24 protein-coding genes are annotated in these 21987 nt (G+C 64.6%); 14 read left to right on the forward strand and 10 right to left on the reverse strand.

The window, feature by feature from the left end:
- Window positions 1–330: 330 nt before the first annotated feature.
- A complete protein-coding gene (locus IEX64_RS00610; protein ID WP_188817204.1) occupies window positions 331–1419 on the reverse strand; it encodes a DUF2332 domain-containing protein in 1089 nt (362 codons plus the stop codon).
- Window positions 1420–1791: 372 nt separating this feature from the next.
- On the opposite strand from IEX64_RS00610, the gene IEX64_RS00615 reads away from it, so the two are divergent.
- Window positions 1792–2139, forward strand: coding sequence for a hypothetical protein (locus IEX64_RS00615; RefSeq protein WP_188817206.1), 348 nt, complete (start codon window positions 1792–1794; stop codon window positions 2137–2139).
- Window positions 2140–2145: 6 nt separating this feature from the next.
- Here IEX64_RS00615 and IEX64_RS00620 read toward each other — a convergent pair whose 3' ends face one another.
- Complete coding sequence (locus IEX64_RS00620; protein ID WP_188817209.1) at window positions 2146–3195, reverse strand: S66 peptidase family protein; 1050 nt, start codon at window positions 3193–3195, stop codon at window positions 2146–2148.
- A 93-nt stretch (window positions 3196–3288) separates the two neighbouring features.
- On the opposite strand from IEX64_RS00620, the gene IEX64_RS00625 reads away from it, so the two are divergent.
- Entirely contained in the window at window positions 3289–4167 is an 879-nt protein-coding gene (locus IEX64_RS00625) for an LOG family protein (protein WP_188817211.1), read from the forward strand.
- Window positions 4168–4177: 10 nt separating this feature from the next.
- The gene (locus tag IEX64_RS00630; RefSeq protein ID WP_188817213.1) at window positions 4178–4678 is read left to right on the forward strand and encodes a GNAT family N-acetyltransferase; all 501 of its coding nucleotides are present in this window, start codon (window positions 4178–4180) and stop codon (window positions 4676–4678) included.
- Here IEX64_RS00630 and thiD read toward each other — a convergent pair.
- The 3 genes from thiD to glmM all read right to left on the reverse strand — a co-directional run bounded on the left by thiD (window position 4675) and on the right by glmM (window position 7487).
- Window positions 4675–5820, reverse strand: a complete 1146-nt coding sequence (gene thiD, locus IEX64_RS00635) for a bifunctional hydroxymethylpyrimidine kinase/phosphomethylpyrimidine kinase (protein WP_188817215.1) — start codon at window positions 5818–5820, stop codon at window positions 4675–4677. The genes IEX64_RS00630 and thiD overlap by 4 nt on opposite strands.
- Window positions 5821–5919: 99 nt before the next feature.
- Entirely contained in the window at window positions 5920–6147 is a 228-nt protein-coding gene (locus IEX64_RS00640; protein ID WP_188817217.1) for a DUF1272 domain-containing protein, read from the reverse strand.
- Window positions 6147–7487 (reverse strand): phosphoglucosamine mutase, encoded by a 1341-nt coding sequence (gene glmM / locus IEX64_RS00645; protein WP_188817220.1) that lies wholly within the window; start codon window positions 7485–7487, stop codon window positions 6147–6149. Before glmM ends, IEX64_RS00640 begins: the two co-directional genes overlap by 1 nt.
- A gap of 89 nt (window positions 7488–7576) precedes the next feature.
- On the opposite strand from glmM, the gene IEX64_RS00650 reads away from it, so the two are divergent.
- Window positions 7577–8854, forward strand: a complete 1278-nt coding sequence (locus IEX64_RS00650; protein WP_229709988.1) for a dicarboxylate/amino acid:cation symporter — start codon at window positions 7577–7579, stop codon at window positions 8852–8854.
- Window positions 8855–8858: 4 nt separating this feature from the next.
- Here IEX64_RS00650 and IEX64_RS00655 read toward each other — a convergent pair whose 3' ends face one another.
- Window positions 8859–9467: an HNH endonuclease gene (locus IEX64_RS00655; protein WP_188817221.1), complete on the reverse strand. Its 609-nt coding sequence runs from the start codon at window positions 9465–9467 to the stop codon at window positions 8859–8861.
- 175 nt (window positions 9468–9642) lie between these two features.
- Here IEX64_RS00655 and gluQRS point away from each other — a divergent pair, with 175 nt between their 5' ends.
- The 5 genes from gluQRS to IEX64_RS00680 all read left to right on the forward strand — a co-directional run bounded on the left by gluQRS (window position 9643) and on the right by IEX64_RS00680 (window position 12745).
- Window positions 9643–10488 carry a tRNA glutamyl-Q(34) synthetase GluQRS gene (gene gluQRS, locus IEX64_RS00660; protein WP_188817223.1) on the forward strand — a complete coding sequence of 282 codons (846 nt, stop codon included), beginning with the start codon at window positions 9643–9645 and terminating at the stop codon, window positions 10486–10488.
- Window positions 10485–10718 carry an HIG1 domain-containing protein gene (locus tag IEX64_RS00665; RefSeq protein WP_188817224.1) on the forward strand — a complete coding sequence of 78 codons (234 nt, stop codon included), beginning with the start codon at window positions 10485–10487 and terminating at the stop codon, window positions 10716–10718. Before gluQRS ends, IEX64_RS00665 begins: the two co-directional genes overlap by 4 nt.
- Window positions 10719–10781: 63 nt before the next feature.
- Window positions 10782–11351, forward strand: coding sequence for a cob(I)yrinic acid a,c-diamide adenosyltransferase (locus IEX64_RS00670; RefSeq protein WP_188817226.1), 570 nt, complete (start codon window positions 10782–10784; stop codon window positions 11349–11351).
- Between the two features lie 65 nt (window positions 11352–11416).
- Entirely contained in the window at window positions 11417–12286 is an 870-nt protein-coding gene (locus tag IEX64_RS00675) for a 3-hydroxyacyl-CoA dehydrogenase family protein (protein ID WP_188817228.1), read from the forward strand.
- Window positions 12287–12427: 141 nt separating this feature from the next.
- Window positions 12428–12745, forward strand: coding sequence for a hypothetical protein (locus tag IEX64_RS00680; RefSeq protein WP_188817230.1), 318 nt, complete (start codon window positions 12428–12430; stop codon window positions 12743–12745).
- On the opposite strand, the gene IEX64_RS00685 is transcribed toward IEX64_RS00680, so the two are convergent.
- Both IEX64_RS00685 and mutS read right to left on the reverse strand, forming a co-directional pair.
- On the reverse strand, window positions 12742–12939 hold the full coding sequence (locus IEX64_RS00685; RefSeq protein ID WP_188817231.1) for a hypothetical protein: 198 nt from the start codon (window positions 12937–12939) through the stop codon (window positions 12742–12744). The genes IEX64_RS00680 and IEX64_RS00685 overlap by 4 nt on opposite strands.
- A gap of 23 nt (window positions 12940–12962) precedes the next feature.
- The gene (mutS, locus tag IEX64_RS00690) at window positions 12963–15596 is read right to left on the reverse strand and encodes a DNA mismatch repair protein MutS (RefSeq protein WP_506330847.1); all 2634 of its coding nucleotides are present in this window, start codon (window positions 15594–15596) and stop codon (window positions 12963–12965) included.
- Window positions 15597–15710: 114 nt separating this feature from the next.
- On the opposite strand from mutS, the gene IEX64_RS00695 reads away from it, so the two are divergent.
- The 4 genes from IEX64_RS00695 to IEX64_RS00710 are packed head-to-tail and all read left to right on the forward strand — an operon-like array spanning window position 15711 to window position 19989.
- Window positions 15711–17972, forward strand: coding sequence for an NADP-dependent malic enzyme (locus IEX64_RS00695; RefSeq protein WP_229709989.1), 2262 nt, complete (start codon window positions 15711–15713; stop codon window positions 17970–17972).
- Window positions 17973–17991: 19 nt separating this feature from the next.
- Entirely contained in the window at window positions 17992–18852 is an 861-nt protein-coding gene (nadC, locus tag IEX64_RS00700; RefSeq protein WP_188817236.1) for a carboxylating nicotinate-nucleotide diphosphorylase, read from the forward strand.
- Entirely contained in the window at window positions 18849–19286 is a 438-nt protein-coding gene (locus tag IEX64_RS00705) for a hypothetical protein (protein ID WP_188817238.1), read from the forward strand. The genes nadC and IEX64_RS00705 overlap by 4 nt, the downstream gene beginning before the upstream one ends.
- A 1-nt stretch (window position 19287) precedes the next feature.
- Complete coding sequence (locus IEX64_RS00710; protein ID WP_188817240.1) at window positions 19288–19989, forward strand: ribonuclease T2 family protein; 702 nt, start codon at window positions 19288–19290, stop codon at window positions 19987–19989.
- A 15-nt stretch (window positions 19990–20004) separates the two neighbouring features.
- On the opposite strand, the gene IEX64_RS00715 is transcribed toward IEX64_RS00710, so the two are convergent.
- A complete protein-coding gene (locus IEX64_RS00715; RefSeq protein WP_188817242.1) occupies window positions 20005–20460 on the reverse strand; it encodes a nucleoside deaminase in 456 nt (151 codons plus the stop codon).
- A gap of 114 nt (window positions 20461–20574) precedes the next feature.
- Here IEX64_RS00715 and rpmB point away from each other — a divergent pair, with 114 nt between their 5' ends.
- Window positions 20575–20859, forward strand: coding sequence for a 50S ribosomal protein L28 (rpmB, locus tag IEX64_RS00720; RefSeq protein WP_188817245.1), 285 nt, complete (start codon window positions 20575–20577; stop codon window positions 20857–20859).
- Window positions 20860–20935: 76 nt separating this feature from the next.
- Here rpmB and IEX64_RS00725 read toward each other — a convergent pair whose 3' ends face one another.
- The gene (locus IEX64_RS00725; protein WP_188817247.1) at window positions 20936–21955 is read right to left on the reverse strand and encodes an esterase-like activity of phytase family protein; all 1020 of its coding nucleotides are present in this window, start codon (window positions 21953–21955) and stop codon (window positions 20936–20938) included.
- Between the last annotated feature and the right edge of the window lie 32 nt (window positions 21956–21987).

A 21987-nucleotide genomic window follows, 5' to 3' on the forward strand; every position in this document is an offset into this window, starting at 1 on the left:
AACCCGATACGAAAGGGCGGTGCGTTACAAGCGCGCCGCCCTTTTTTTGTTTTGGGAAACGTCCCCGAAAATGGAGGCTGGGCGCACAAAGTGCGAGAGCAACATGAAACCGCCGGCCGGCCGTCATCCCGGCAAAGGCAGGGACCGCTGGCAGCCGAGCGCTACGCCGAGACTGATCGACGGCATGGCGGGACGTCTTGTGGCGATCTGTTCGGGTGGGTCGGCTGGGTGACGCTGGGCCAGCCACAACGCCAGACCCGGTAAAGCATCCGCGCGAACGCAAGGCTGGCGATCCCCGGCGGCGCGACAGGCTTTCGTTCTAAAGGAGAATCAGGCCGTGACCTGGCCTTGCGCCGGGAGGTGCCACTTCAGCCAGGCACCATAAGGATGACAAGCCGCAAGGATCTGCCTCTCGCCATCACCAGCGCGGCCAGCCCAGGAAGTGAGGCAAAGCAGGACCTGCGTGCGGTCCCGATTCCATTCCAGCCCGATCCGTGCCAGCGGCCGGTCTCGAGTAGCCCTGTGGCCCGCCTCGAGAATGGAAGCCTTCAAGGCCAGCAATTCATCTTCGGGAAGGTACTGCAGCACCATCGAGTGCTGAACGACGCGCATGGTCCCGGCGGCCTGCGGCTCTCTGAGCCGCTGTGACAGCCAGGTGCCCGCACTCTCGCGATCCACGAGAGGAACATCGTCGCGCGCCAGCAACATCGCTTGCGCCAGACATTCGGAGCGCACTTCGTCGCCCGGCCAGACATAGGACATCAGGCGCTCGCGCGTATGCGAATCGTCGAGCCGCAGCGGCCGCAGATCGGCGCCGCGCGCAGAGGCTATGGCCACGTGGGCCATGGGAGGCGGTGCGCCCTGCCAATCCGGTTGCAGCCGCAGCCGTGAGTTCGAATCGCCAAAGGCAACGCCGCCCAGGTCGTGCGCATAATGATCGAGCAGCAGATTGAGGCCTGCGCTGGCCCCCACTTCGAGCAGATCGAAGGGCATGCCATGCCGCTTGGCCAGGAGCGAAAGAGCGGCCATGAAAGCGCTCGACCGGCGGACTTCGTTGGTCTGCGTCGGGTGGGCCATCCACACCAGCAGCGTCGGTTCGCCAAGTTCCAGTGCTTCGCCCACGGCCCGGTCGAATTCGGTGTGGTCGCCGGCATAGAGGGCGGAAAGGTCGGCAAAGGTCCCGCGCCGCGCCAGAGCGTGCAACCCGGCATTGAGCCGAAGCGCCATGGCGCTTGCCGCCGGATCGAGAGGCCACTCGGCAATCGTCGCATCGAGCCGGGGTGCCCGCCAGAGCTGGCGATAGGCGGCGGCCAGAATTTCGCCCGTGAACGGCGATCCCAGCGTAGCGGCGACGTGCGATTGCTTAAGAAGATAGGCTCGCGGGTCGTTGCGTCCCGCGGTGGCAAGAGGATGCGCCATTGTTGCGGCGGGTTCCGGATCGGGGACCGGTGTGGCCGTGAGCACGCGCAATACCTCGTTAACTACCAGACTCGCCGAAATTTCCGCGAGATAGCCGCAAGGTACCGGTGCTCGGTTGATGCAATCCGGACCAGCGAATACGTGAACACACGTATTTCACTGACCTATAACTCGTAAACGCCGCAAAACGGCCAAAGCCAGCCCTGCCGGATTCTGCAATGGTCGGCAATTTTACTCCAAATTTACCATGTATGCGTAACTGCATACCGACCGACCAAGGGAAAATGCGCAGTCGAGTTCTGCTACTCCCTAAACGGCTGCGCCCTAGAGTGCACTCAACAAGACTGGTTAATTTTTTCAGGATTGTTTCCAATGGCTACTCAAGGTCCGATACCATCCCATCCGGCACCCGTCGGCACCCGTCGGCACCAGCGGGCGGAGGTCGAGATGATGGCCCGCTTTCGCCGCGGAGTGGTGAGCAGCACGGTCATGCTCAAGGACCTGACGCGCTTCGGTGCGCGGATCGAGGGTGTCGGTCAGCTCGAAACCGACGAGGCGGTCAGCCTGGCCCTTCCCGGGTGCCGCCCTGCGCTGGCCTTCGTTGCCTGGGCCAACGATCACTGCGCCGGTCTGGAGTTCGCGGACCCCCTCGAAAACACGGTCTTCGTCAACCTGGTGGCCTGCTACGGATTGGGTCAAAGTTCCGCTGCCGCGGCCTGACAGGCCTCAGGATACCGTCGGCTCCAGCATCCGGATCGTTCCGGCATCGGCGTCGATCTCCGCCATCACCCCCACCGGCATGCTGATCTGGCCTGAAATGTGGCCGATCATCGCCCCCTGAAACGCCGGCACGCCCAGCTCTGCAAAACGGCGGTCGAACACTTCATAGACTGTGAAGTTCGAATACCCGCCATCGGGGTTGTGGCAGCCCGTGCATTGCCCGAAGACCACGCCCGCCACCTTGTCGAGAATGCCGGCCAGCGCGAGCTGGGTGAGCATGCGGTCGATCCGGTATTCGGATTCGTTGGTATCTTCCAGAAACAGGATCGCACCGGAAAAGTCGGGCAGATAGGGCGTGCCGACAAGCGCCGACAGCACGGTCAGATTGCCGCCCAGCAACCGGCCTTGCGCCTTGCCGCCGCGAAAGGTCCGCACCTCCGCGCCGCGCCCCGAGAGGTTGGGGCCGCTGTAGGAAGGGACCGAATAGGTCGGCGTGGCCGCATCGAAGGCGAGTCGGCGAAAGGCCTCCCAAGCCTGCGGCGGCCAGGATGCCGCGGCATTGGGCCCATGGATGCTGTGCACTCCGGTGCGGGCCGTCAGCGCCAGATGAAGCGCCGTATTGTCGCTGAAACCCGCGAAGAGTTTCGGCTTGCGCGCAATTGCGGCGAAATCGATATGCGGCAGCAGCCGCGCCGAGCCCCAGCCGCCGCGAACGGCCATGATGCCGCGAACATCATCGTCGGCGAACATGGCCATCAGGTCGTCCGCACGCGCCTCGTCCGAGCCGGCGAGATAGCCTTCCCGAGCCAGCAGATGCGGTGCGCTCTTGGGGACCAGCCCCATGGCGCGCACGGTCTCTTCGATTTCGGAAAGCCCGAAGCGGTCACCGATGAAGCCGGCGGGTGCCACCAGCCCCAGCACGTCTCCTTCGCGCAGACGCGGCGGCCTGACCGGCGCGGGCGATCCTGCCGGCACGGCGACAGCGCGCGCGGAAAATTGCGAAACGGCGAAAGCGGCGGCACCCAGCCCCGCGACAGCCTGGCGTCGGGTCAGCATCGGCAAAAACCCTAGAGGCTGGTCAATTCCGCGCAAGTAGGCGTGCGATTATCTTCACTCGACGTCCGCCGCGCGAACCGCCATGGAGCCTCAATGACAGACGACGAAGACGACAAGCCCCTCACCCAGCGCCGTTTCTACAAGGCCGAACAGGAGGTCGGCTTTGCCGACCAGCAGAGCGGCACCATCCAGACCGAACATCCGGCCTATCGGCTCGCGTTCCGCGACACCGATTTCCTGTTGCGCGACGAGCTGCGGCCGGTGCGCTTCCAGCTCGAACTGCTCAAGACCGAGATGTTGCTGGAAGAAGCCCAGATCGGCTCAACGCTGGTCTTCTACGGATCAGCGCGCATCCCCTCGCCCGAAAAGCGCGAGGCCTTTCTCGCCACGCCGGGGACCGAGGAAGAGAAGAAAGTCGCCGAGCGCCTCGCTGCCAAGACCAGGTACTACGAAGAGGCGCAGCGCCTGGCACAACTCGCCAGCCAGTGCGCCATCGTCGAAAAGGGCATGCGCCAGTTCGTGGTCTGCTCGGGCGGCGGCCCTTCGATCATGGAAGCCGCCAATCGCGGCGCTTCGGACGTGGGCGCCGAATCGCTCGGCCTGAACATCGTCCTGCCGCACGAGCAGGCACCCAATCCCTACGTGACGCCGCGCCTCTCGTTCCAGTTCCACTACTTTGCGCTCAGGAAGATGCACTTCCTGCTGCGCGCTCGCGCCGTCGCCGTATTCCCCGGCGGTTTCGGCACGCTGGACGAGTTCCTCGAACTGCTCACGCTGATCCAGACCGGCAAAATGAAGCCGATCCCGATCCTGCTCTATGGCCGCGAGTTCTGGGAACGCATCATCAACTTCGAGGCTCTGGCCGAGGAAGGCACAATCAACCGCCGCGATCTCGACCTGTTCACCTGGTGCGAGACGGCCGAGGACGGCTGGCGCGAGATCAGCCGGTTCTACGACCTCGATTGCGGATAAGGCGCAGGCCGTGGCGCGGATCGAGACACAGCACCTGATCCTGCGCCCGGCCCGCGTGGATGACGCCGACGATCTCCACGCCATTTTCACGCGGCCGGAAGCGATGCGCTACTGGTCGCGTCCGCCGCACGAGAGCCTTGCAGAGACTCGCGAATGGCTCGCCTCGATGATCGAAATCCCGTCCGGTGCGGGCGAGGATTTCATCATCGAGCATGAAGGCCGGTGTATCGGCAAAGCCGGTCTATGGCGGTTTCCCGAGATCGGCTTCATTCTCCACCCCGACTTCTGGGGCCGAGGCTTCGCCCGCGAGGCGCTGGAGGTAGTGCTGGCACGCGGCTTTGCCGTGCACGCCCTCGATCACGTGATTGCCGACGTCGATCCGCGCAACGCGGCCTCCCTTGGCCTGCTTGCACGGCTGGGGTTCCATGAGACCGCCCGGGCGCAGCGTACATGGCAGGTCGACGGCGAGTGGTGCGACAGCGTCTATCTCAAGCTGGACGCGCCCCGCTAGCGGTCATCCTGGCGCGGTAGGGCCCAGGGCGGATAACGGCGCGACAGCCCGGCGCTGTACAGGCACAAGCGATTACCCGCCGGATCGGCAAGCCATGCCTCACGCCAGCTCCAGGATTGATCGCGCGCAGGCTCGATCGCCATCCCCGCGTTCGTCAGCGCTGCGATCACCGCATCGAGATCGAGGCATTCGAAGTAGATGCCCCCGCCCACAACCTCACCGTGACCGGTACTCACCGACAAGGTAACGCCGCCAGGCGCTTCGAAACGCGCGTATCCCGACTTCGGGCTGTCGACGACCTGGGTCAAGCCAAGCGCCTTGTAGAACGCGACCGATTCATCGAGGTCGCGCGCCGGCAGCGTGATCTGGTTCAGGCACAGCTCTCCCGCCAGATCCAGCCGCACCACCGCATGCCCCATCGGCCCATGACCGGCCCCGAACCCCGGCGCATCGCGCAACGCGAGCTGGACGAAGGTGCGCCCGGCCTCGACGGCGGCTATCAGCGCCATGCCCTGCCCTAGAAATTTGGCAATAGCGCTGGAAAGCGTGCAGCCTGTGCCGTGATTATGGCGCGTATTCAGCCGGGGCACAGTCCAGACGACCGGATCGCAGCCCGGCACGACAAGCCGGTCTTCCACCACCTCGCCCTCGGCGTCGCCCCCCTTGGCGAGATACGCGGCACTGCGCGCGGCCATGGCCGCATCGCCCCCCAATGCCGCGAGTTCGGGGACATTGGGCGTGGTCAGTGTCGCCACGGCAATCAGCCGTTCGAACGCCGCGATGGTATCCGCATCCGCCAGCACGGATCCACTCGTGGCGATCATCACAGGATCGAACACCACGGGTACGCCGAGCGTTTCCAGCTTGTCGGCAACCGCATGGGCAATCGCTGCCGAGCCCAGCATTCCGATCTTCACCGCATCGACACCGATGTCGCCGATGCAAGCATCGATCTGCGCCGCAACCATTTCGGGTGAAAGCGTCTCCACGCCGGTCACACCCAGCGTGCTTTGCGCCGTGATCGCCGTGATCGCGGTCATGGCGTAACCGCCCAGCATCGTGATCGTCTTGATGTCGGCCTGAATGCCGGCGCCACCGGAGCTGTCGGAACCGGCGATGGAGAGAATGCGGGGGGGATTCATGAGTAATACGTCCGGTTGAGCGCGCATCCATCCTTCGGCAGGCTCAGGATGAGCGGGATTTGGTTCCGCCCCCACCTAGCTTGAGAATCCCGTCGACTGCTACCCCTTGTAACGGCGCACTTTCGAAGGGGGATGGGCATCCTGATGCCGCTTCGCGCGGGTCGGGCGGTCGACGAGTTCGCCGCCGCAGGTCGGGCACCGATCATCCAGGTCCTCGGCGCATTCGGCGCAGAAGGTGCATTCGAAACTGCAGATGAAGGCGCCGGGCGCCTCGGCGGGGAGGTCCGTGCCGCAACGCTCGCAGTCAGGGCGCATTTCCAGAGCCATCAGCCGGCCACCTTTTCGACCGCCTGGCAGATCGAGGCGACGGCGGCCTCCACCTCGCCGGCATGGTCGCCTTCGGCCATGACGCGGATCACTGGTTCGGTGCCCGATGGCCGGATGACCAGCCGCCCCTTGCCGTTGAGCGAGGCTTCCGCATCGGCAATCGCCGCTTTCACGCTGCCCTCTTCGAGCGGCTTGCCGCCCGCAAAGCGCACGTTGCGCAGCAATTGCGGGACGGGATCGAACAGATGCAGCAGCTCGCTCGCCCGCTTGCCCGACTGGACGAGCGCAGCCAGCACCTGCAGCGCTGCCACAGTGCCGTCGCCGGTCGTCGCGTGATCGAGCAGGATCATGTGGCCCGACTGTTCGCCGCCCACGTTGAAACCGCCGGTCTTCATCCGCTCGAGCACATGGCGGTCGCCGACCTTGGTGCGCTCGAGATTCAGGCCCTGCCCCTGCAGGAAGCGTTCGAGCCCGAGGTTCGACATGACTGTGGCAACCACGCCGCCGCCGCGCAGTTCGCCGCGCGCGGCAAGCTGGCTGCCGATCAGCGCCATGATCTGGTCGCCGTCCACGACCTGCCCCTTCTCATCCACGACGATCAGACGGTCCGCATCGCCATCGAGAGCAATGCCGATGTCCGCGCCCGAGGAGACAACGGTCTCCTGAAGCAGGCCAGGATGCGTGGAGCCGCAAGCCTTGTTGATGTTCTTGCCGTTGGGCGAAACGCCCACCGCCACGATTTCCGCGCCCAGTTCCCAGAAAGCGGAAGGAGCGACCTGATAGGCCGCGCCATTGGCGCAATCGACCGCGATCTTCAGCCCGTCGAGCCGCACCAGGCTGGGCAGCGACGCCTTGACCGCGTGCATGTACCGCCCGCGCGCGTCCTCGATGCGCCGCGCCCGGCCAATGTCCTCGCTGGCGGCAAGCCCAAGTTCCTCGCCCAGCATTTTTTCGATAGCGAGCTCATCCTCGTCGGACAGCTTGAAACCATCGGGACCGAAGAGCTTGATGCCGTTGTCCTCGTATGGGTTGTGGCTGGCCGAGATCATCACGCCGACATCGGCGCGCAGTTCGCGGGTCAGCAGGGCCACGGCGGGCGTCGGCATCGGGCCGAGTAGCACGACGTCCATGCCCACACTGGTAAAGCCCGCCACCATGGCGTTTTCCAGCATGTAGCCCGACAGGCGGGTATCCTTGCCGATCACGACGCGATGGCGATGGGTGCCGCGCAGGAAGCGGGTACCGGCGGCCTGGCCGACTTTCATGGCGGTGGCGGCGGTCATCGCGCCCTGATTGGTGCGGCCGCGAATGCCGTCCGTGCCGAAAAACTGCTTGCTCATGGGCTGCCCCTTACCACGGGAATCCTGACAAATTGCTATGTCGTGACGGCTTGGTAATGTCACATGGCCTTACTTGCCACAGGAACCGCATGACCGAAAACAGCCCTGCCGCGCGTATGCCCGAAATCCGCGTCCCGGGCCTCCTGACACTGGCCGGCCTGATTGCCGGGCTAATTCTGGGCGCAGTGCTGCAGGGCACGAGCGTTCTGCCGCCCCTGCTTGAGATCGCCCGACCGCTCGGCGGTTTCTGGCTGCAAGCGCTCAAGATGACGATCTTGCCGCTGGTGATCGGCCTGATGTTCACCGGTATCATCGAGACTGCCGCTGCCGCCGAGGCGGGCGCCATGGCCCGGCGCACGCTGATCCTGATCGTCGGCGTTCTGGCCGCGAGCGCCGTTCTGGGCGGCGTACTGATGCCGGGGCTGCTGGCCTTGTTTCCCGCCCCCGCACTGAACCTGCCGCCCGCCAGCACCACGCCGGACGCCGATCTGCCCGGTTTCGCCGACTTTCTGAGCTCGCTCCTGCCGACCAACGTCTTCACCGCTGCAGCGGATGACGCCATGCTGCCGGTGATCGTCTTCACGGCGCTGTTCGCCACCGCCGCGACCCGCCTCGCCGAAGAACCGCGCCGCCAGCTTGCGCTGTTTTTCGAGGGTCTGGCGGGGGCCATGATCGTGGTAATCGGCTGGGTCCTTACTTTGGCTCCGCTCGGCGTCTTCGCGCTAGGCCTTTCCCTCGCGGCAACGAGCGGCGCAGCGGCCATAGGTGCAATGGCGCACTACATCGCGCTGGTATCGTCGCTGGGGGCGATCTTCCTGCTTGGCGGCTATCCGCTGGCGGTATGGGTCGGACGGCGCGGATTGGGCGCTTTCGCAAAGGCCGCCTTGCCCGCCCAGGTCGTGGCCGTATCCACCCAAAGCTCGCTGGCCAGCCTGCCCGCCATGCTCGGCTCCTGCCGCGAGCTGAAAATTGCGCCAACGACCAGCGAGTTCGTCCTGCCGCTCGCCGTCACGCTGTTCCGCGCGACAGGCCCGGCGATGAACATGGGCGTCACGATCTATGCCGCCACGCTGGCCGGGTACGAGCTGACACCCATGGCGATTGCCGCAGGCGTGATCGTAGCTTTCGTCACGACATTCGGCACGGTCTCGCTACCCGGCACCATCAGCTTCATCGCCTCCACAGGCCCCATCGCTGCCGCCATGGGCGTGCCGCTTTGGCCGCTGGGCATTCTCGTGGCCGTGGAGATGCTGCCCGACATCATGCGCACGGTCGGCAACGTGACGATGGACGTGGCCGTGACGAGTGCCGTCGATGCAGGCGCGTCGGAAGCGGAGCCGCACGAAGCGCCCCAAACCCTGCACTGAACGCTTACTCTTCGAGCTCGATGTCCCAGTAAAGCCAGTCGCGCCAGGTTTCGTGGAGGTAGTTGGGCGGAAAGCCCTTGCCGCGTTCCTGCAACTGCCAGTTCGTCGGCCGGATCGGCTGCACCAGCGGCGGCATCTTCGCCTGCTTGGGCGTGCGCCCGCCCTTCTTGAGATTGCAGGGGGCGCAGGCGGTGAGGATGTTTTCCCAGCTCGTCCTGCCGCCGAGGCGGCGCGGGACGACGTGGTCGAACGTCAGGTTATGCGGGCTGCCGCAGTACTGGCAGCTGAATCGGTCGCGCAGGAACAGGTTGAAACGGGTGAAAGCTGGAAACTCGCTCGGCTTCACGTACTGGCGCAGTGCGATCACCGAGGGGATCTGCATCGTCCAGCTGGGACTGTGCACCGCGCGGCCATAGGTGGAAACAATGTCCACCCGTTCAAGCACCACCGCCTTGATCGCGGTCTGCCAGGGCCAGACACTGAGCGGATAATAGGACAGCGGCGTGTAATCCGCGTTCAGCACCAGAGCAGGACAGTCTGAAAGACTTCGGGAGGGATCATCCTCCGCGCTGCGGAACCGGGCCGCGCGCTCGATCAGCTCCGACTTGAGCATGGCCTCCTGTCGCAGGCCGTCATTGCGGTTTGATGGCAATGGGATGTGGCACTGAGCATGGGCACATTCATGCACTTGCACGAGTCCTCGTCAAGCAGACATTATTACACCGCTCCTACAATCCACAGCCTCGACACCTTGCGGCGACCGCGCCGCGCGATAGGACAAGCGCACGATGATCGTGACGCGCTTCGCCCCCAGCCCGAACGGCCCGCTGCACCTCGGCCACGCCTATGCCGCCGTTGTCGCGCACGATCTGGCATACGAAAGAGGCGGTGCCTTCCGCCTGCGGATCGAGGACATCGACGGCGCGCGCAGCAGGCCCGAGTTCGTCGAGGAGTTCTTCCAGGATCTCGAATGGCTGGGCCTGAGCTGGGACGGCGAGGCCGCTTTCCAGTCGCATCGCCTCGCCCGCTATGCCGGGGCCGGCGAGCGGCTCAAGGCGATGGGCCTGCTCTATCCCTGCCGCTGCACCCGCGCTGAAATTGCCGCCGCCGCGACCGAGATCGGCCCCGACGGCCCGATCTATCCGGGCACCTGCCGGCATCGCGCGGTCGCCCCCGAAGGCGCCGCATGGCGGCTTGACGTCACTGCCGCGATGAACCGTACCGGACCGCTGGAATGGCTGGACGAAGGCGCTGGTCCGCAAGCAGCGACCCCGCAGATCTTCGGCGATGTCGTGCTGCTGCGAAAGGATCTTCCCGCCAGCTATCACCTTGCCGCCACGCTCGACGATGCCGCCGACGGCATCACGCTGGTCACGCGCGGCATGGACCTGTTCCGCTCGAGCCATGTGCACCGCCTGCTGCAGGCCCTGCTCGATCTGCCGGTACCGGTCTGGCACCACCACGGCCTGCTGGTCGAACCCGATGGCCGCAAGCTCGCCAAGCGGCGCGGCTCGCCCTCGCTGGCAGACCGGCGCCGCGCCGGGGAAGGCGGCCTTGCGATCGCCGATGCGCTGCGGGCGCAACGCTTCCCCGCTGGCATTTCCCTGTCACAAGCCCTAAATGGGACCCCATGAGCTATATTCTTGTCCCCATCATCATCGTGCTCATGATCATGGTCGTGGTCAGTCTGGTGCGCGGCATTGCCGCCTTCATCAACAGCACCAAGGAAGACCTCAACCGCGATCCGAACGCGACCGGGCCCTCGCCCAATCAGGTGCTGCAGAACAAGATGATGTTCAACCGCATCAAGTATCAGGCGGCGGCTGTGCTGGTCTGCGGCCTGCTGCTCGCGATGGCCCGCTGACCATTGTAACAGCGGCCCGCACCGCCTAGGGCGCTCGCAGGCCCTTTCCAGACGAGTACTCCCTTGGTTCGGTTGAACAAGATCTACACGCGCACCGGCGACGACGGGACCACGGGTCTCGTCGACGGATCGCGATTGCCCAAGCACGCTGCGCGCATGGATGCGATCGGCGCGGTCGACGAAACGAACAGCGCGATCGGTCTGGCCGTCTGCGCGATGAAGGATTCGCCGCATGCCGCCACGCTGATCCGGATCCAGAACGACCTGTTCGATCTCGGCGCCGATCTGGCCACGCCCGGCGAGGACTTCACACCCGGAGAGATGACGCTGCGTATCGTGGACGCGCAAGTCGAATCGCTCGAAACGGCAATCGACACGATCAACGCGGACCTTCAGCCGCTCAAGAGCTTCATCCTGCCCGGCGGCAGTGAAGCAGCGGCACGGGTCCACGTGGCTCGCGCCTCGACCCGCGCTGCGGAGCGCAAGGCTGCGGCTCTTGCCGCTGCCGAGCCCACCAACCCGGCCGCGCTCGCCTATATCAACCGGCTCAGCGACTATCTCTTCGTCCTCGCTCGGGCGCTGAATGCCAACGGCACCCAAGACGTGCTTTGGGTGCCCGGCCAAAATCGCTAGGTTCCCTCGATGAAGGCGACGCGCTAGGCAGCGCGCGAATTCGGTTCAGCGAGAGGGAGTGAAGCGTGCAGACAGTCGGTATCATCGGTGCGGGCATCATGGGCTCGGGCATTGCCCAGACCGTCGCGAGCAAGGGCATGGACGTGGTCCTCACGGACATCAGCCTCGAGAATGCGGAGAAAGGCAAGGCCGGCATCGCCAAGGGCCTGTCGAAGCTCGTCGCCAAGGAAAAGATGACCCAGGCCGATGCCGATGCGCTGCTGGCGCGCATCACGCCGGTCGGCGACTATGCGCCGCTGTCGGACTGCGACATCATCATCGAGGCCGCGACCGAGCGCGAGGATATCAAGGCCAAGATCTTCGAAGCCGCGGGCAAAGTGCTCAAGGACGGCGCGATCATGGTGTCCAATACCAGCTCGATCCCGATCACCCGCATGGCCGCGCAGTCGCCGGATCCGACGCGTTTCTGCGGCATGCACTTCTTCAACCCGGTGCCGGTGATGGGCCTGGTCGAGGTAATTCCCGGCCTGGCCACCTCGCAGGACACCACCGACCGCATGAAGGCCTTCGGCGAAAAGCTCGGCAAGACCGTCGTCCTTGCCGGCGACGGGCCGGGCTTCGTGGTCAACCGCATCCTGTGCCCACTGCTGAACGAGGCGATCTTCGTGCTGGGTGAAGGGCTGGGTTCGGTCGAGGACATCGACGCCGGCATGCGTCTGGGCGCCAACCACCCGATGGGCCCGCTGACGCTGGCCGACTTCGTGGGCCTCGACACGCTCTACGAGATCATGAAGGTGTTCCAGGCGACCACCGGCGATCCCAAGTACCGTCCTGCCCCGCTGCTGCAGAAGTATGTCGAGGCCGGCTGGTACGGCCGCAAGAGCGGCAAGGGCTTCTACGACTATTCGGGCGAAAAGCCGGTTCCAAGCCTGTAACGGGCATTGCCCTTCGACAGGCTCGGGGCGAGCGGATGCGGTTTCCCGTCCGCTCGTGCTGAGCTTGTCGAAGCATTCTCTCGGCGCAAAGCGGGAACAGCAGCCCGGTCTTCGCCGTTATTCGGTCAAAGGAGAATTTTCATGACCGAACGTACCGACGATCTCGCTCCCGAAACCGTCAATGCCGAGCAGCAGGATGCCAATACGCAAGCGCAGGCCGTTGCGGATCAGGCGATGACCAGCTCGCTGTCCGTGCTGGGGCTGGAACAGAGCGAAAAGCTCTCCAACAGCCTCAACCCCGCAGCAACGCAGGATCTCGTCGATCACATGAAGCAGATGGACACCAGCGGCACCATCGACATGAGCGCCTATCGCGGCGAGGAAACGATGGACGATCTGGAAAACCGCTATGGCCGAGCAGCCGTGGCCGACGACTATCTGGCGCACGACGACAGCTAGTTCGGGCTGTCGGAGTCCTTGGCCCAGGGATTCGTGTGATCGGGCTTTTGCGCCGCAACCTGGGCGTTTTCGTGCCTGGCTGCCTGATCGGCGGCCGGCACCGTGCAGTAAGCCGTCGCCAGTATGCCGGCCGCCCAGAACAGGGCGTTCCAGCGGCTCTTGAAGACGGTGGTTATCTTCGGCCCGAACATCATCGTGCGAACCTAGGCCCGCAAGGTTAAGGTTCGGTACCGGCCTCGCGCTTGAGGTCGTAGAGAATTTCCAGCGCATCGCGCGGCGCGAGGGCATCCACATCCATATCGCGCAGCTTCTCGCGCAAGGTATCGCACTGTTCCTCGCGCGTTTCCTGCGCCGCCGCAAAGAGCGGCAAATCGCCGAGCCCGGCGGCAAGCCCGCCGGTTTCCGCCCGGCCCTTTTCCAGCTTTTCCAGCACTGCTTTCGCCCGGCTTACCACCTTGGGCGGCACACCGGCGAGACGCGCTACGGCAAGGCCATAGCTGCGGTCCGCCGGGCCATCGGCGAGCTCGTGGAGCAGGACGAGATCGCCTTTCCACTCGCGCGCACGGACATGGTGGAGCGACAGCGCCTCACAGGTCTCCGCCAGCCTCGCCAGCTCATGGTAGTGCGTGGCGAAGAGGCAGCGGCAGCGATTGGTCTCGTGCACGGCCTCGGCCACCGCCCAGGCCAACGCCAGACCGTCGTAGGTAGACGTGCCGCGGCCGACTTCATCGAGAATGACGAAACTGCGTTCGCTCGCCTGCGCGAGAATAGCGGCCGTCTCGACCATTTCGACCATGAAAGTGGAGCGCCCGCGCGCAAGATTGTCCGCTGCGCCCACGCGGCTGAAAAGCCTGTCGACCATGCCGATCCGCGCCGATTGCGCCGGGACGAACCCGCCCGCCTGCGCCAGCAGCACGATAAGGGCGTTCTGCCGCAGAAAGGTCGATTTACCGCCCATGTTGGGGCCGCCGATCAGCCAGAGCCGGTCGTGCGTCCCCAGCCGGCAGTCATTGGCGACAAAGCGCTCGCCTTGCGCCGCCAGTGCAGCCTCGACGACGGGGTGCCGCCCACCCTCGATGTCGAGAGAGAGACCTTCGACCACTTCGGGGCGGATCCACCCGCCTTCCGCTGCCCGCTCTGCCTGTCCGGCAGACACATCGATACGTGCCAGCGCAGCGGCCGTTCCGGCGATTTCCCGGCGGGCCGCGACCGCTTCGGCCACCAGATCCTCGAAGTGCGCTTCCTCGGCGGCAAGGGCATGAGCGCCCGCCTCGGTGATGCGGCTCGCCTCCTCGTGCAGCGCCAGCGCATTGAAGCGCATGGCCCCCGCCATGGTCTGCCGATGCGAGAAGCCGCTGTCGGCCTCCATCAGCTTGTCGGCATGGCGCGAAGGAACCTCGATGAAGTAGCCGAGCACATTGTTGTGCTTGATCTTCAGCGCGGCAACGCCGGTTTCCTCGCGATACTTCGCTTCCAGCGCGGCAATCGCGCGGCGGGCGTTGCCCGAAGTCCGGCGCAGTTCGTCGAGCGCGGCGTCGTAGCCTTCGGCAATGTAGCCGCCCTGCCCGCGCTCGGTCGGCGGCGCCGGCACCAGCGCCCGCGCAAAGTGATCGACCAGCGCACCGTGCCCGCCGAGATGCGGCAGCAAGGCTTTGAGCAGCACCGGCAGATCGTCCCGCTGCGCCAGCCTGTCACTAATGGCACGCGCGCCGGAAAGGCCGTCGCGCAGTTGCCCGAGGTCGCGCGGGCTTCCCCGTCCGGCAACCACGCGGCCGAGCGCCCGGCCGACATCGGGCAGCGAACGCAGCGCGGCGCGCAAGTCCTCGCGCAGCAAGGCATCGTCGTGCAGCCACTCGACCAGTTCAAGCCGCTCGGCGATCGCAGACCGGTCGGTGAGCGGCGCTGCGAGATCCTCGGCCAACTGGCGGGCCCCGGCGCCGGTCACGCAGCGGTCGATGGCCTCGATCAGGCTGCCCTTGCGTGTACCTTGCGTGGATTCGAGAATTTCAAGGCTGGCGCGCGTCGCTTCGTCCATTGCTAGCGTGGCTTCACCCGAGCGCGGCTCGGGCGGCAGCAATAAAGGCAGCGCCCCGCGTCCGACATGGTCGAGATAGGCAATGAGCCCGCCTGCTGCTGCCAGCATCGGCCGGGTGAAGGTGCCGAAACCATCCAGCGTGGCGACGCCGTGGATGCCCTTGAGCCGTTCCTCGCCACCATCGGAAGAGAATTCGTGCCCGGACCGGCCGATCGCATCGTCGGGGGCCATTTCCCAGCCGTCGGGCACCACCACTTCGCTCGCGCCAAGCCGGGCAAGCGCGGCGCCGAGACGGTCGGGCGCGCATTCCTCCAACTCCATCCGGCCCGTCGAGATATCGCAGGCAGCGATGCCCACCGTTCCGCGCACTTCGCAGGCGGCTGCAAGCACGTTGGCCCGGCGCGGCTCGAGCAGGGCTTCCTCAGTGAGTGTGCCCGCGGTGACGAAACGTACGATGTCGCGCGCGACCAGCGCCTTCGAGACCCTTCCTTCCTTTCGCGCGCGCTCCTTGGCTTCGGCCGGCGTTTCGGTCTGTTCGGCAATCGCCACCCGGCAGCCACCCTTGATCAGGCGGGCGAGATAGCTTTCGGCGGAATGGACCGGAACGCCGCACATCGGGATCGGCACGCCATTGTGCTCGCCCCGCGTGGTCAGCGCGATGTCGAGGATCGCGGCGGCCTTCTTAGCGTCATCGAAGAACAGCTCGAAGAAGTCGCCCATCCGGTAGAAGAGCAGGCAATCGCCGGCCTCCTCGCGCAGCGCGAGGTATTGGGCCATCATCGGGGTGGCACCCTGGTTGCCGGATTTGCCGCTCATGTGCGCGAGCGTTAGCGCCGCTTATCGCTTTTTGTGAAGCGCATGATCGCTCCTTTCCCCTATCGCGTGCCCCCAACATCCGTTAGGGGCTCCGGCGAATGCAGGAGATGTAGCTTGTCCGAGAAAAGCAAGGTTCAGTTCACCGAGCGTGAAGCGCTGTTCTACCACGAGACGATCCGTCCCGGTAAGATCGAGATTATCGCCAGCAAACCGATGGCGACGCAGCGCGATTTGTCCCTTGCCTATTCTCCCGGTGTGGCCGTGCCCGTGCAGGCCATCGCCGACAATCCGCAGACCGCTTACGACTACACTGCCAAGGGCAACCTCGTCGCGGTAATTTCCAACGGCACGGCCATCCTCGGCATGGGCAACCTCGGCGCGCTCGCGTCCAAGCCGGTGATGGAAGGCAAGGCGGTTCTGTTCAAGCGCTTCGCCGACGTCGACTCGATCGATATCGAACTGGCCAGCGAGAACGTGGACGCACTGATCGAAGCCATCGCGATGATGGAACCGAGCTTCGGCGGCATAAACCTCGAAGACATCAAGGCGCCCGAGTGCTTCATCATCGAGCAGACGCTGCGCGAGCGCATGAAGATCCCGGTCATGCACGACGACCAGCACGGCACCGCGATCATCGCCGCTGCCGGCCTGATCAATGCGGCGCACCTGACCGGTCGCGATCTCGACAAGGTCAAGGTCGTGGTCAACGGAGCCGGCGCTTCGGCCCTGGCGTGCACGGCTCTCATCAAGTCCCTGGGCGTGCGCCACGACAACGTGATTGTCTGCGACTCCAAGGGTGTCATCTACAAGGGCCGCGAGAACGTCGACCAGTTCAAGTCCGCCCATGCGGTCACGACAGACAAGCGCACGCTCACCGAAGCGCTCAAGGGTGCAGACGTTTTCCTCGGCCTCTCGGTTGCCGGCGCGGTAACGCAGGAGATGGTGAAGGAAATGGCCAACGAGCCGATCATCTTCGCCATGGCCAACCCGGATCCGGAGATTACTCCGCCCGACGTCAAGGCCGTGCGGCCGGATGCCATCGTCGCCACCGGCCGTTCGGACTATCCGAACCAGGTCAACAACGTGCTGGGCTTCCCCTTCATCTTCCGCGGTGCGCTCGACGTGCGCGCAACCGCGATCAACGAAGAAATGAAAGTCGCGGCCGCCCACGCCATCGCCGAGCTGGCGCGCAAGCAGGTGCCCGAGGAAGTCGCTGCCGCCTATGGCGAGACGCAGCAGTTCGGCCGCGAATACATCATTCCGGCCCCCTTCGATCCGCGCCTGATGGAAGTCGTCCCGATGGCCGTTGCCAAGGCGGCAATGGAATCGGGCGTCGCCCAGAAGCACATCGAGGACTTCGACGCCTACCGGCATGAGCTCAAGGGCCGTCTCAACCCGACCACGTCGGTGCTGAGCAGCGTCTATGGGCAGGTAAAGGCCAATCCCAAGCGGGTGATCTTTGCCGAGGCCGACAACGAGGTGGTGCTGCGCGCTGCCATCCAGTTCCGCGATTTCGGTTATGGTGAACCCATCCTGGTCGGCCGTACGCAGAACATCCGCGACCTCATGAGCGAGCTGGGCGTTGCTGATCCGGAGAGCTACCAGATCGAGAACTCGATGGTCTCCGAGCACGTCGAACCGATGGTGGGCCTGCTTTACGAGCGGCTCAAGCGCCGCGGTTTCCTGGAGCGTGACGTGCAGCGGATGGTAAACACCGACCGCAACGTCTTTGCTTCGGGCCTGCTCAAGCTGGGCGTCGGCGATGCCATGATCACCGGCATGACGCGCCCCTTCGCGCAGTCGATGAAGGATGTGCGCCGTGTGCTCGATCCGGCCGAGAACAAGCTGCCTTTCGGCATCCATATGCTGGTGGGCAAGCACCACACCGTGTTCCTGGCCGACACTACCATCAACGAACGTCCGAACGCGGAAGAACTGGCCGTCATCGCCACCGAAACTGCCGCGGTCGCCCGCAGGCTCGGCCACGAACCGCGTGTCGCCTTCCTCAGCTATTCGACCTTCGGCAATCCCTCGGGCAAGTGGCTCGAGACGATCCGCGGGGCGGTCCAGATCCTGGAATCGCAGAACCCGGGTTTCGAATTCGATGGCGACATGGCACCCGATGCCGCGCTGAACCCCAAGATCCTGGCCCTCTATCCGTTCTGCAGGCTCTCCGCGCCGGCAAACGTGCTGATCATGCCGGGTCTGCAGTCGGCCAATATCTCGGCCAAGCTACTGCGCGAAATCGGCGGGGCGACCAATATCGGCCCGATGCTGCTGGGCATGGAAAAGCCCGTGCAGATCGTGCCGATGACCGCGATTGCTCCCGACGTTCTGACCAGCGCCGTGCTTGCCGCGGCAGGAGTCACGGGCTGATCGCATCGGGAAACGTTGCATGAGCGCATTTTCGATCCCCGGCTTCGATCTGGCCGCGTTCGTCGAGGTCACTCTGGCCGAAGATCTCGGCGTCGGGCTTCCCGGCGGCGGTCATGACGTCACATCGGAAAGCGTAATCGACGCCGACGCGCGGTTTTCCGGGGTGATGGATTCGCGCGACGCGATCACCGTGGCCGGTCTGCCGATTGCGGCTGCCTTTTTCCGCAAGCTCGACCCGACCATGGAAATCGCGATCCTGGCCGAAGAAGGATCGCGCGTGCAGCCCGGCACCGACCTGATGCGGCTGACCGGCAATGCCCGCGCGATGCTCACGGCGGAACGCTCTGCGCTCAACACCGTGCAGCACCTTTCGGGCATCGCAACGATGACCCGCCAATACGTCGATGCCATGAACGGCCACGCAACGCTGCTGGACACGCGCAAGACCATTCCGGGGCTTCGGCACCTGGAAAAGTACGCAACCCGCATGGGCGGCGCCCAGAACCACCGTATGGGCCTGTGGGATGCCGCGATGATCAAGGACAACCATGCCCTCGTCGCCGGCGGCGTCGGGCCCGCGGTAGCGCGCGCCAAGGCAGCCGGGGTGGCGCAGATCATCTGTGAGGTCGATCACCTCGAACAGATCGAGCCGGCCATTGCCGCTGGCGCACACCATCTGCTGCTCGACAACATGGCACCGGATAGGCTGCGCGAGGCCATCGCCCTGGTGGCGGGCCGGGTTCCCACGGAAGCCTCGGGCGGGGTCAATCTCGAGACCATCGGACCGATCGCCGCAACCGGTGTTACCTACGTCTCCGTCGGCCGCCTGACGCAGAGCGCTCCTGCAGCCGATATCGGACTGGATTTCACGCCACTGTGAAGCGGCAGCAGCCGCCCTCGGTCCGGTTGTTCGGGTATCTCGTCCTTGCTGCGACAATTCTGACTGTTGGGCTGCTGCTGGCCTACTATGGCCAATTGCGCGCACAGGCGGTGAACAACGGCCAGTCGGCAGCCGGCCCGCTGCTCGCGATGATGAGGGTTACCGGCTACAACCTGTGCTTCTGGGTCGCCATTGCCCGCCGCGCGAGCAACATCGCACGCTGGTTCCTGCTGGGCCTGACGGCGCTCGGCCTGGTGAACCAGATGCTTGACTACGAACGCTATCTGGCTCTGGGCATGCCCTATATCGTCACGACCGTGATAGCCTCGATGGCGCAGGTTGCCGCCGTCGCGGTCCTTTTCCGGGAGGACGCCGATCACTGGCTGCGCCATCGTGGCCGGACCGAATCCGACGAAGCCGAGATCTTCCGCTGAAATGTTCCGCAAAGCCCTTGTCGCGCTAGCCGCCATGCTGGCGCCTGTTCCCGCATGGGCTCAAGCCTATCAATGCGCGCTGCCGCGCAGCATAGCACCGATGCAACCCGTCACGCCTGACGGGCCCGTACGCAAGCTGCCGGTAGCCGGCTATACGCTCGCGGCAAGCTGGTCTCCCGACTACTGCAAGATGAGCGGAGAAACCCGCTCCATGCAGTGTTCACGCAAGAACGGCCGCTTCGGCTTCATTCTGCACGGCCTGTGGCCCGAAGCCCGTCGCGGACCGGCGCCGCAATGGTGTGGAAGCGGTACAATGCCTTCCCCGGAAGTTGTGCGGCGCAACTTGTGCATGACGCCATCGGCCGATCTGCTGGCACATGAATGGGCCAAGCACGGCACCTGCATGACGAAGCTGCCCAAAACCTATTTCAATGTCAGCGCGATCCTGTGGCGATCCATCCGCTGGCCCGATGCCGACCGCCTCTCGCGTCAGAAAGACCTTACCGTGGGTGACCTGCGCAAGGCATTTCTGGCGCGCAATCCCGACTGGAAAGCCTCCTATGTCGGTGTCGAAGTCAGCCGAACCGGATGGCTGCGGGAACTCCGGCTGTGCTACGGGAACGACTTCATGCCAAAGCCCTGCAGCAAGTGGCAATATGGCCCACCCGATGCGGCCGGCCTTAAGATCTGGCGGGGCCTGTAGGTGGGACGCGAGGTCTCACCGCCTCTCGCGAAAGAATTGGCGCAGTAACTCCGCCGATTCGGCCTCACCGATGCCCGCATAGACTTCCAGCCGGTGCAGGCACTGGGCTTGCTGGAAGACGCGGGCACCGTGCTCGACAGCCCCTCCCTTGGGATCTGAAGCACCGTAGTAGAGGCGGGCAATCCGGGCATGGGCGATGGCGCCTGCACACATCGCGCAGGGCTCCAGTGTCACCCAGAGTTCGCAGCCTTCGAGCCGTTCATTGCCGAGAGCACGTGCAGCCGCGCGAATCGCCTCGATTTCGGCGTGACTGGTGGGGTCGTGCCGCTCACGCGGTCCGTTGCGGCCGGTTGCAATGACCTGCCCGTCCTTTACCACGACGGCACCGATAGGAACCTCTCCCGAATCGGCAGCCTCCCGCGCTTGCGCGAGAGCCTGTTGCATGTAATCGGGGAGCGGCCAGCGGGTCATCGAACCCCGCTAGCGCGCTGAATTCCGCCATGCAACTTGACCTTGTCGAGACGACTCGGTAAGGGCGCGCCTTCCCGTACAAACGGCAACAGATTTTTTCGAGCGAGAGTAGACATGTCCCGCATCTGCGAACTGACCGGCAAGGGCCGTCAGGTTGGCTGCAACGTCAGCCACGCCAACAACAAGACCAAGCGCGTCTTCCTGCCGAACCTGCAGAACGTCACGCTGATGTCGGAATCCTTGGAGCGCAGCTTCAAGTTCCGCGTTTCGACCCAGGGCCTGCGCTCGGTCGAGCACAACGGTGGCCTCGACAACTGGCTGCTCAAGGCTTCCGACACGAAGCTTTCGCCGCGCGCCCTGAAGGTGAAGCGCGAGCTCAAGAAGAAGCAGGCCGCCTGATAATCTGGCCCTCCTGCGGGAGAGCCATTATCCGGTTGGAAGCTACGGAGCGTACGAGGCCTGCCTCGTGCGCTTTTTAGCGTTTGCGTTCCGACTTTCCGGGCCACGGAAGTTGGGTAGGGTCGACTGTCAGCTTCCAAAGCAATGTGCGCTGCAAGACGCGCATGTTGTTGTCATCGGACATGAGCCAGACAGCAACTTTGTCATCGGCCTGCGGAACGACGGCAATCGCCTCGAAATTATCGACGGGGAGTACGGAGGCCAGTGAAGCCAGCGGCACCGAATGCCAGATTTTCCCCGGCCTTATCTGCGCAGGATCGGCAATCACGATCCGCCCGGCAAAGCGCATGGGAAAGGCCCAGAGCAGTCGCCGCATGAGAATCAGCGCCCGGCCGTCGGGCAGGAGCGCCATATCGACCACAGAAAAGTTGTCCGGCCCGTCAAAAAGGAACCTGTGGCCTGCCGGGTGCTCGACAGGATCTCCATCGAACATCACTGCTTGATGCAGGCGTGATTCCTGCCAGGATCGCGTGACTTCTCGTATCACCACGAAGCGGCCATCAGGCAATCGAGTCATAGCTTCGGGCCCTGTGTTGCGGCCCCAGTCCTCCATCTGCACAGGCCGCAATCGAGCGGTTTGCTCAAAACGACTGTTCAATCTTATTATGGCGTTGCTGCCCTCTACGCCCAGCCAGTAGCGATGTGTGGAAGCATCGTATGCCACGGACTCAACGTCTCTGGGCGATCTGTGCAGGTTATGCCCAAACTTGAGCCATCCGAACTGGATAGGCGCCTGTTTTGTCCCCGGCGGAAAAAATCGCACAAAGGAGCCATTGTCGGTAAGCGCCAGTATTCTGCCATCCGGCAGAGGCAACATTGACGAGTAACCAGAAAAACGCGTGCCACGCGATTCCAGTTGCCAAGCATGTTCGAGCTGAAAAGACCCAAGATAAGAAGCCAGGACTTTTTGCGAGGGAAGCTTCAACGCAATCGTGCGGATGCTCGGATCGTTCTGCACCGGATCTGGCGCTTCATGCCCCCAAGTCACCACCAAAAGCGCCAGAAGCGGGATCAGGAGGGCGATGTTGCGGCGCACAATGCGTGATTAGTCTGTTCCGGCGCCGCCGC

The sequence above is a fragment of the Novosphingobium indicum genome (assembly GCF_014645195.1).
GTDB lineage: Bacteria > Pseudomonadota > Alphaproteobacteria > Sphingomonadales > Sphingomonadaceae > Novosphingobium > Novosphingobium indicum.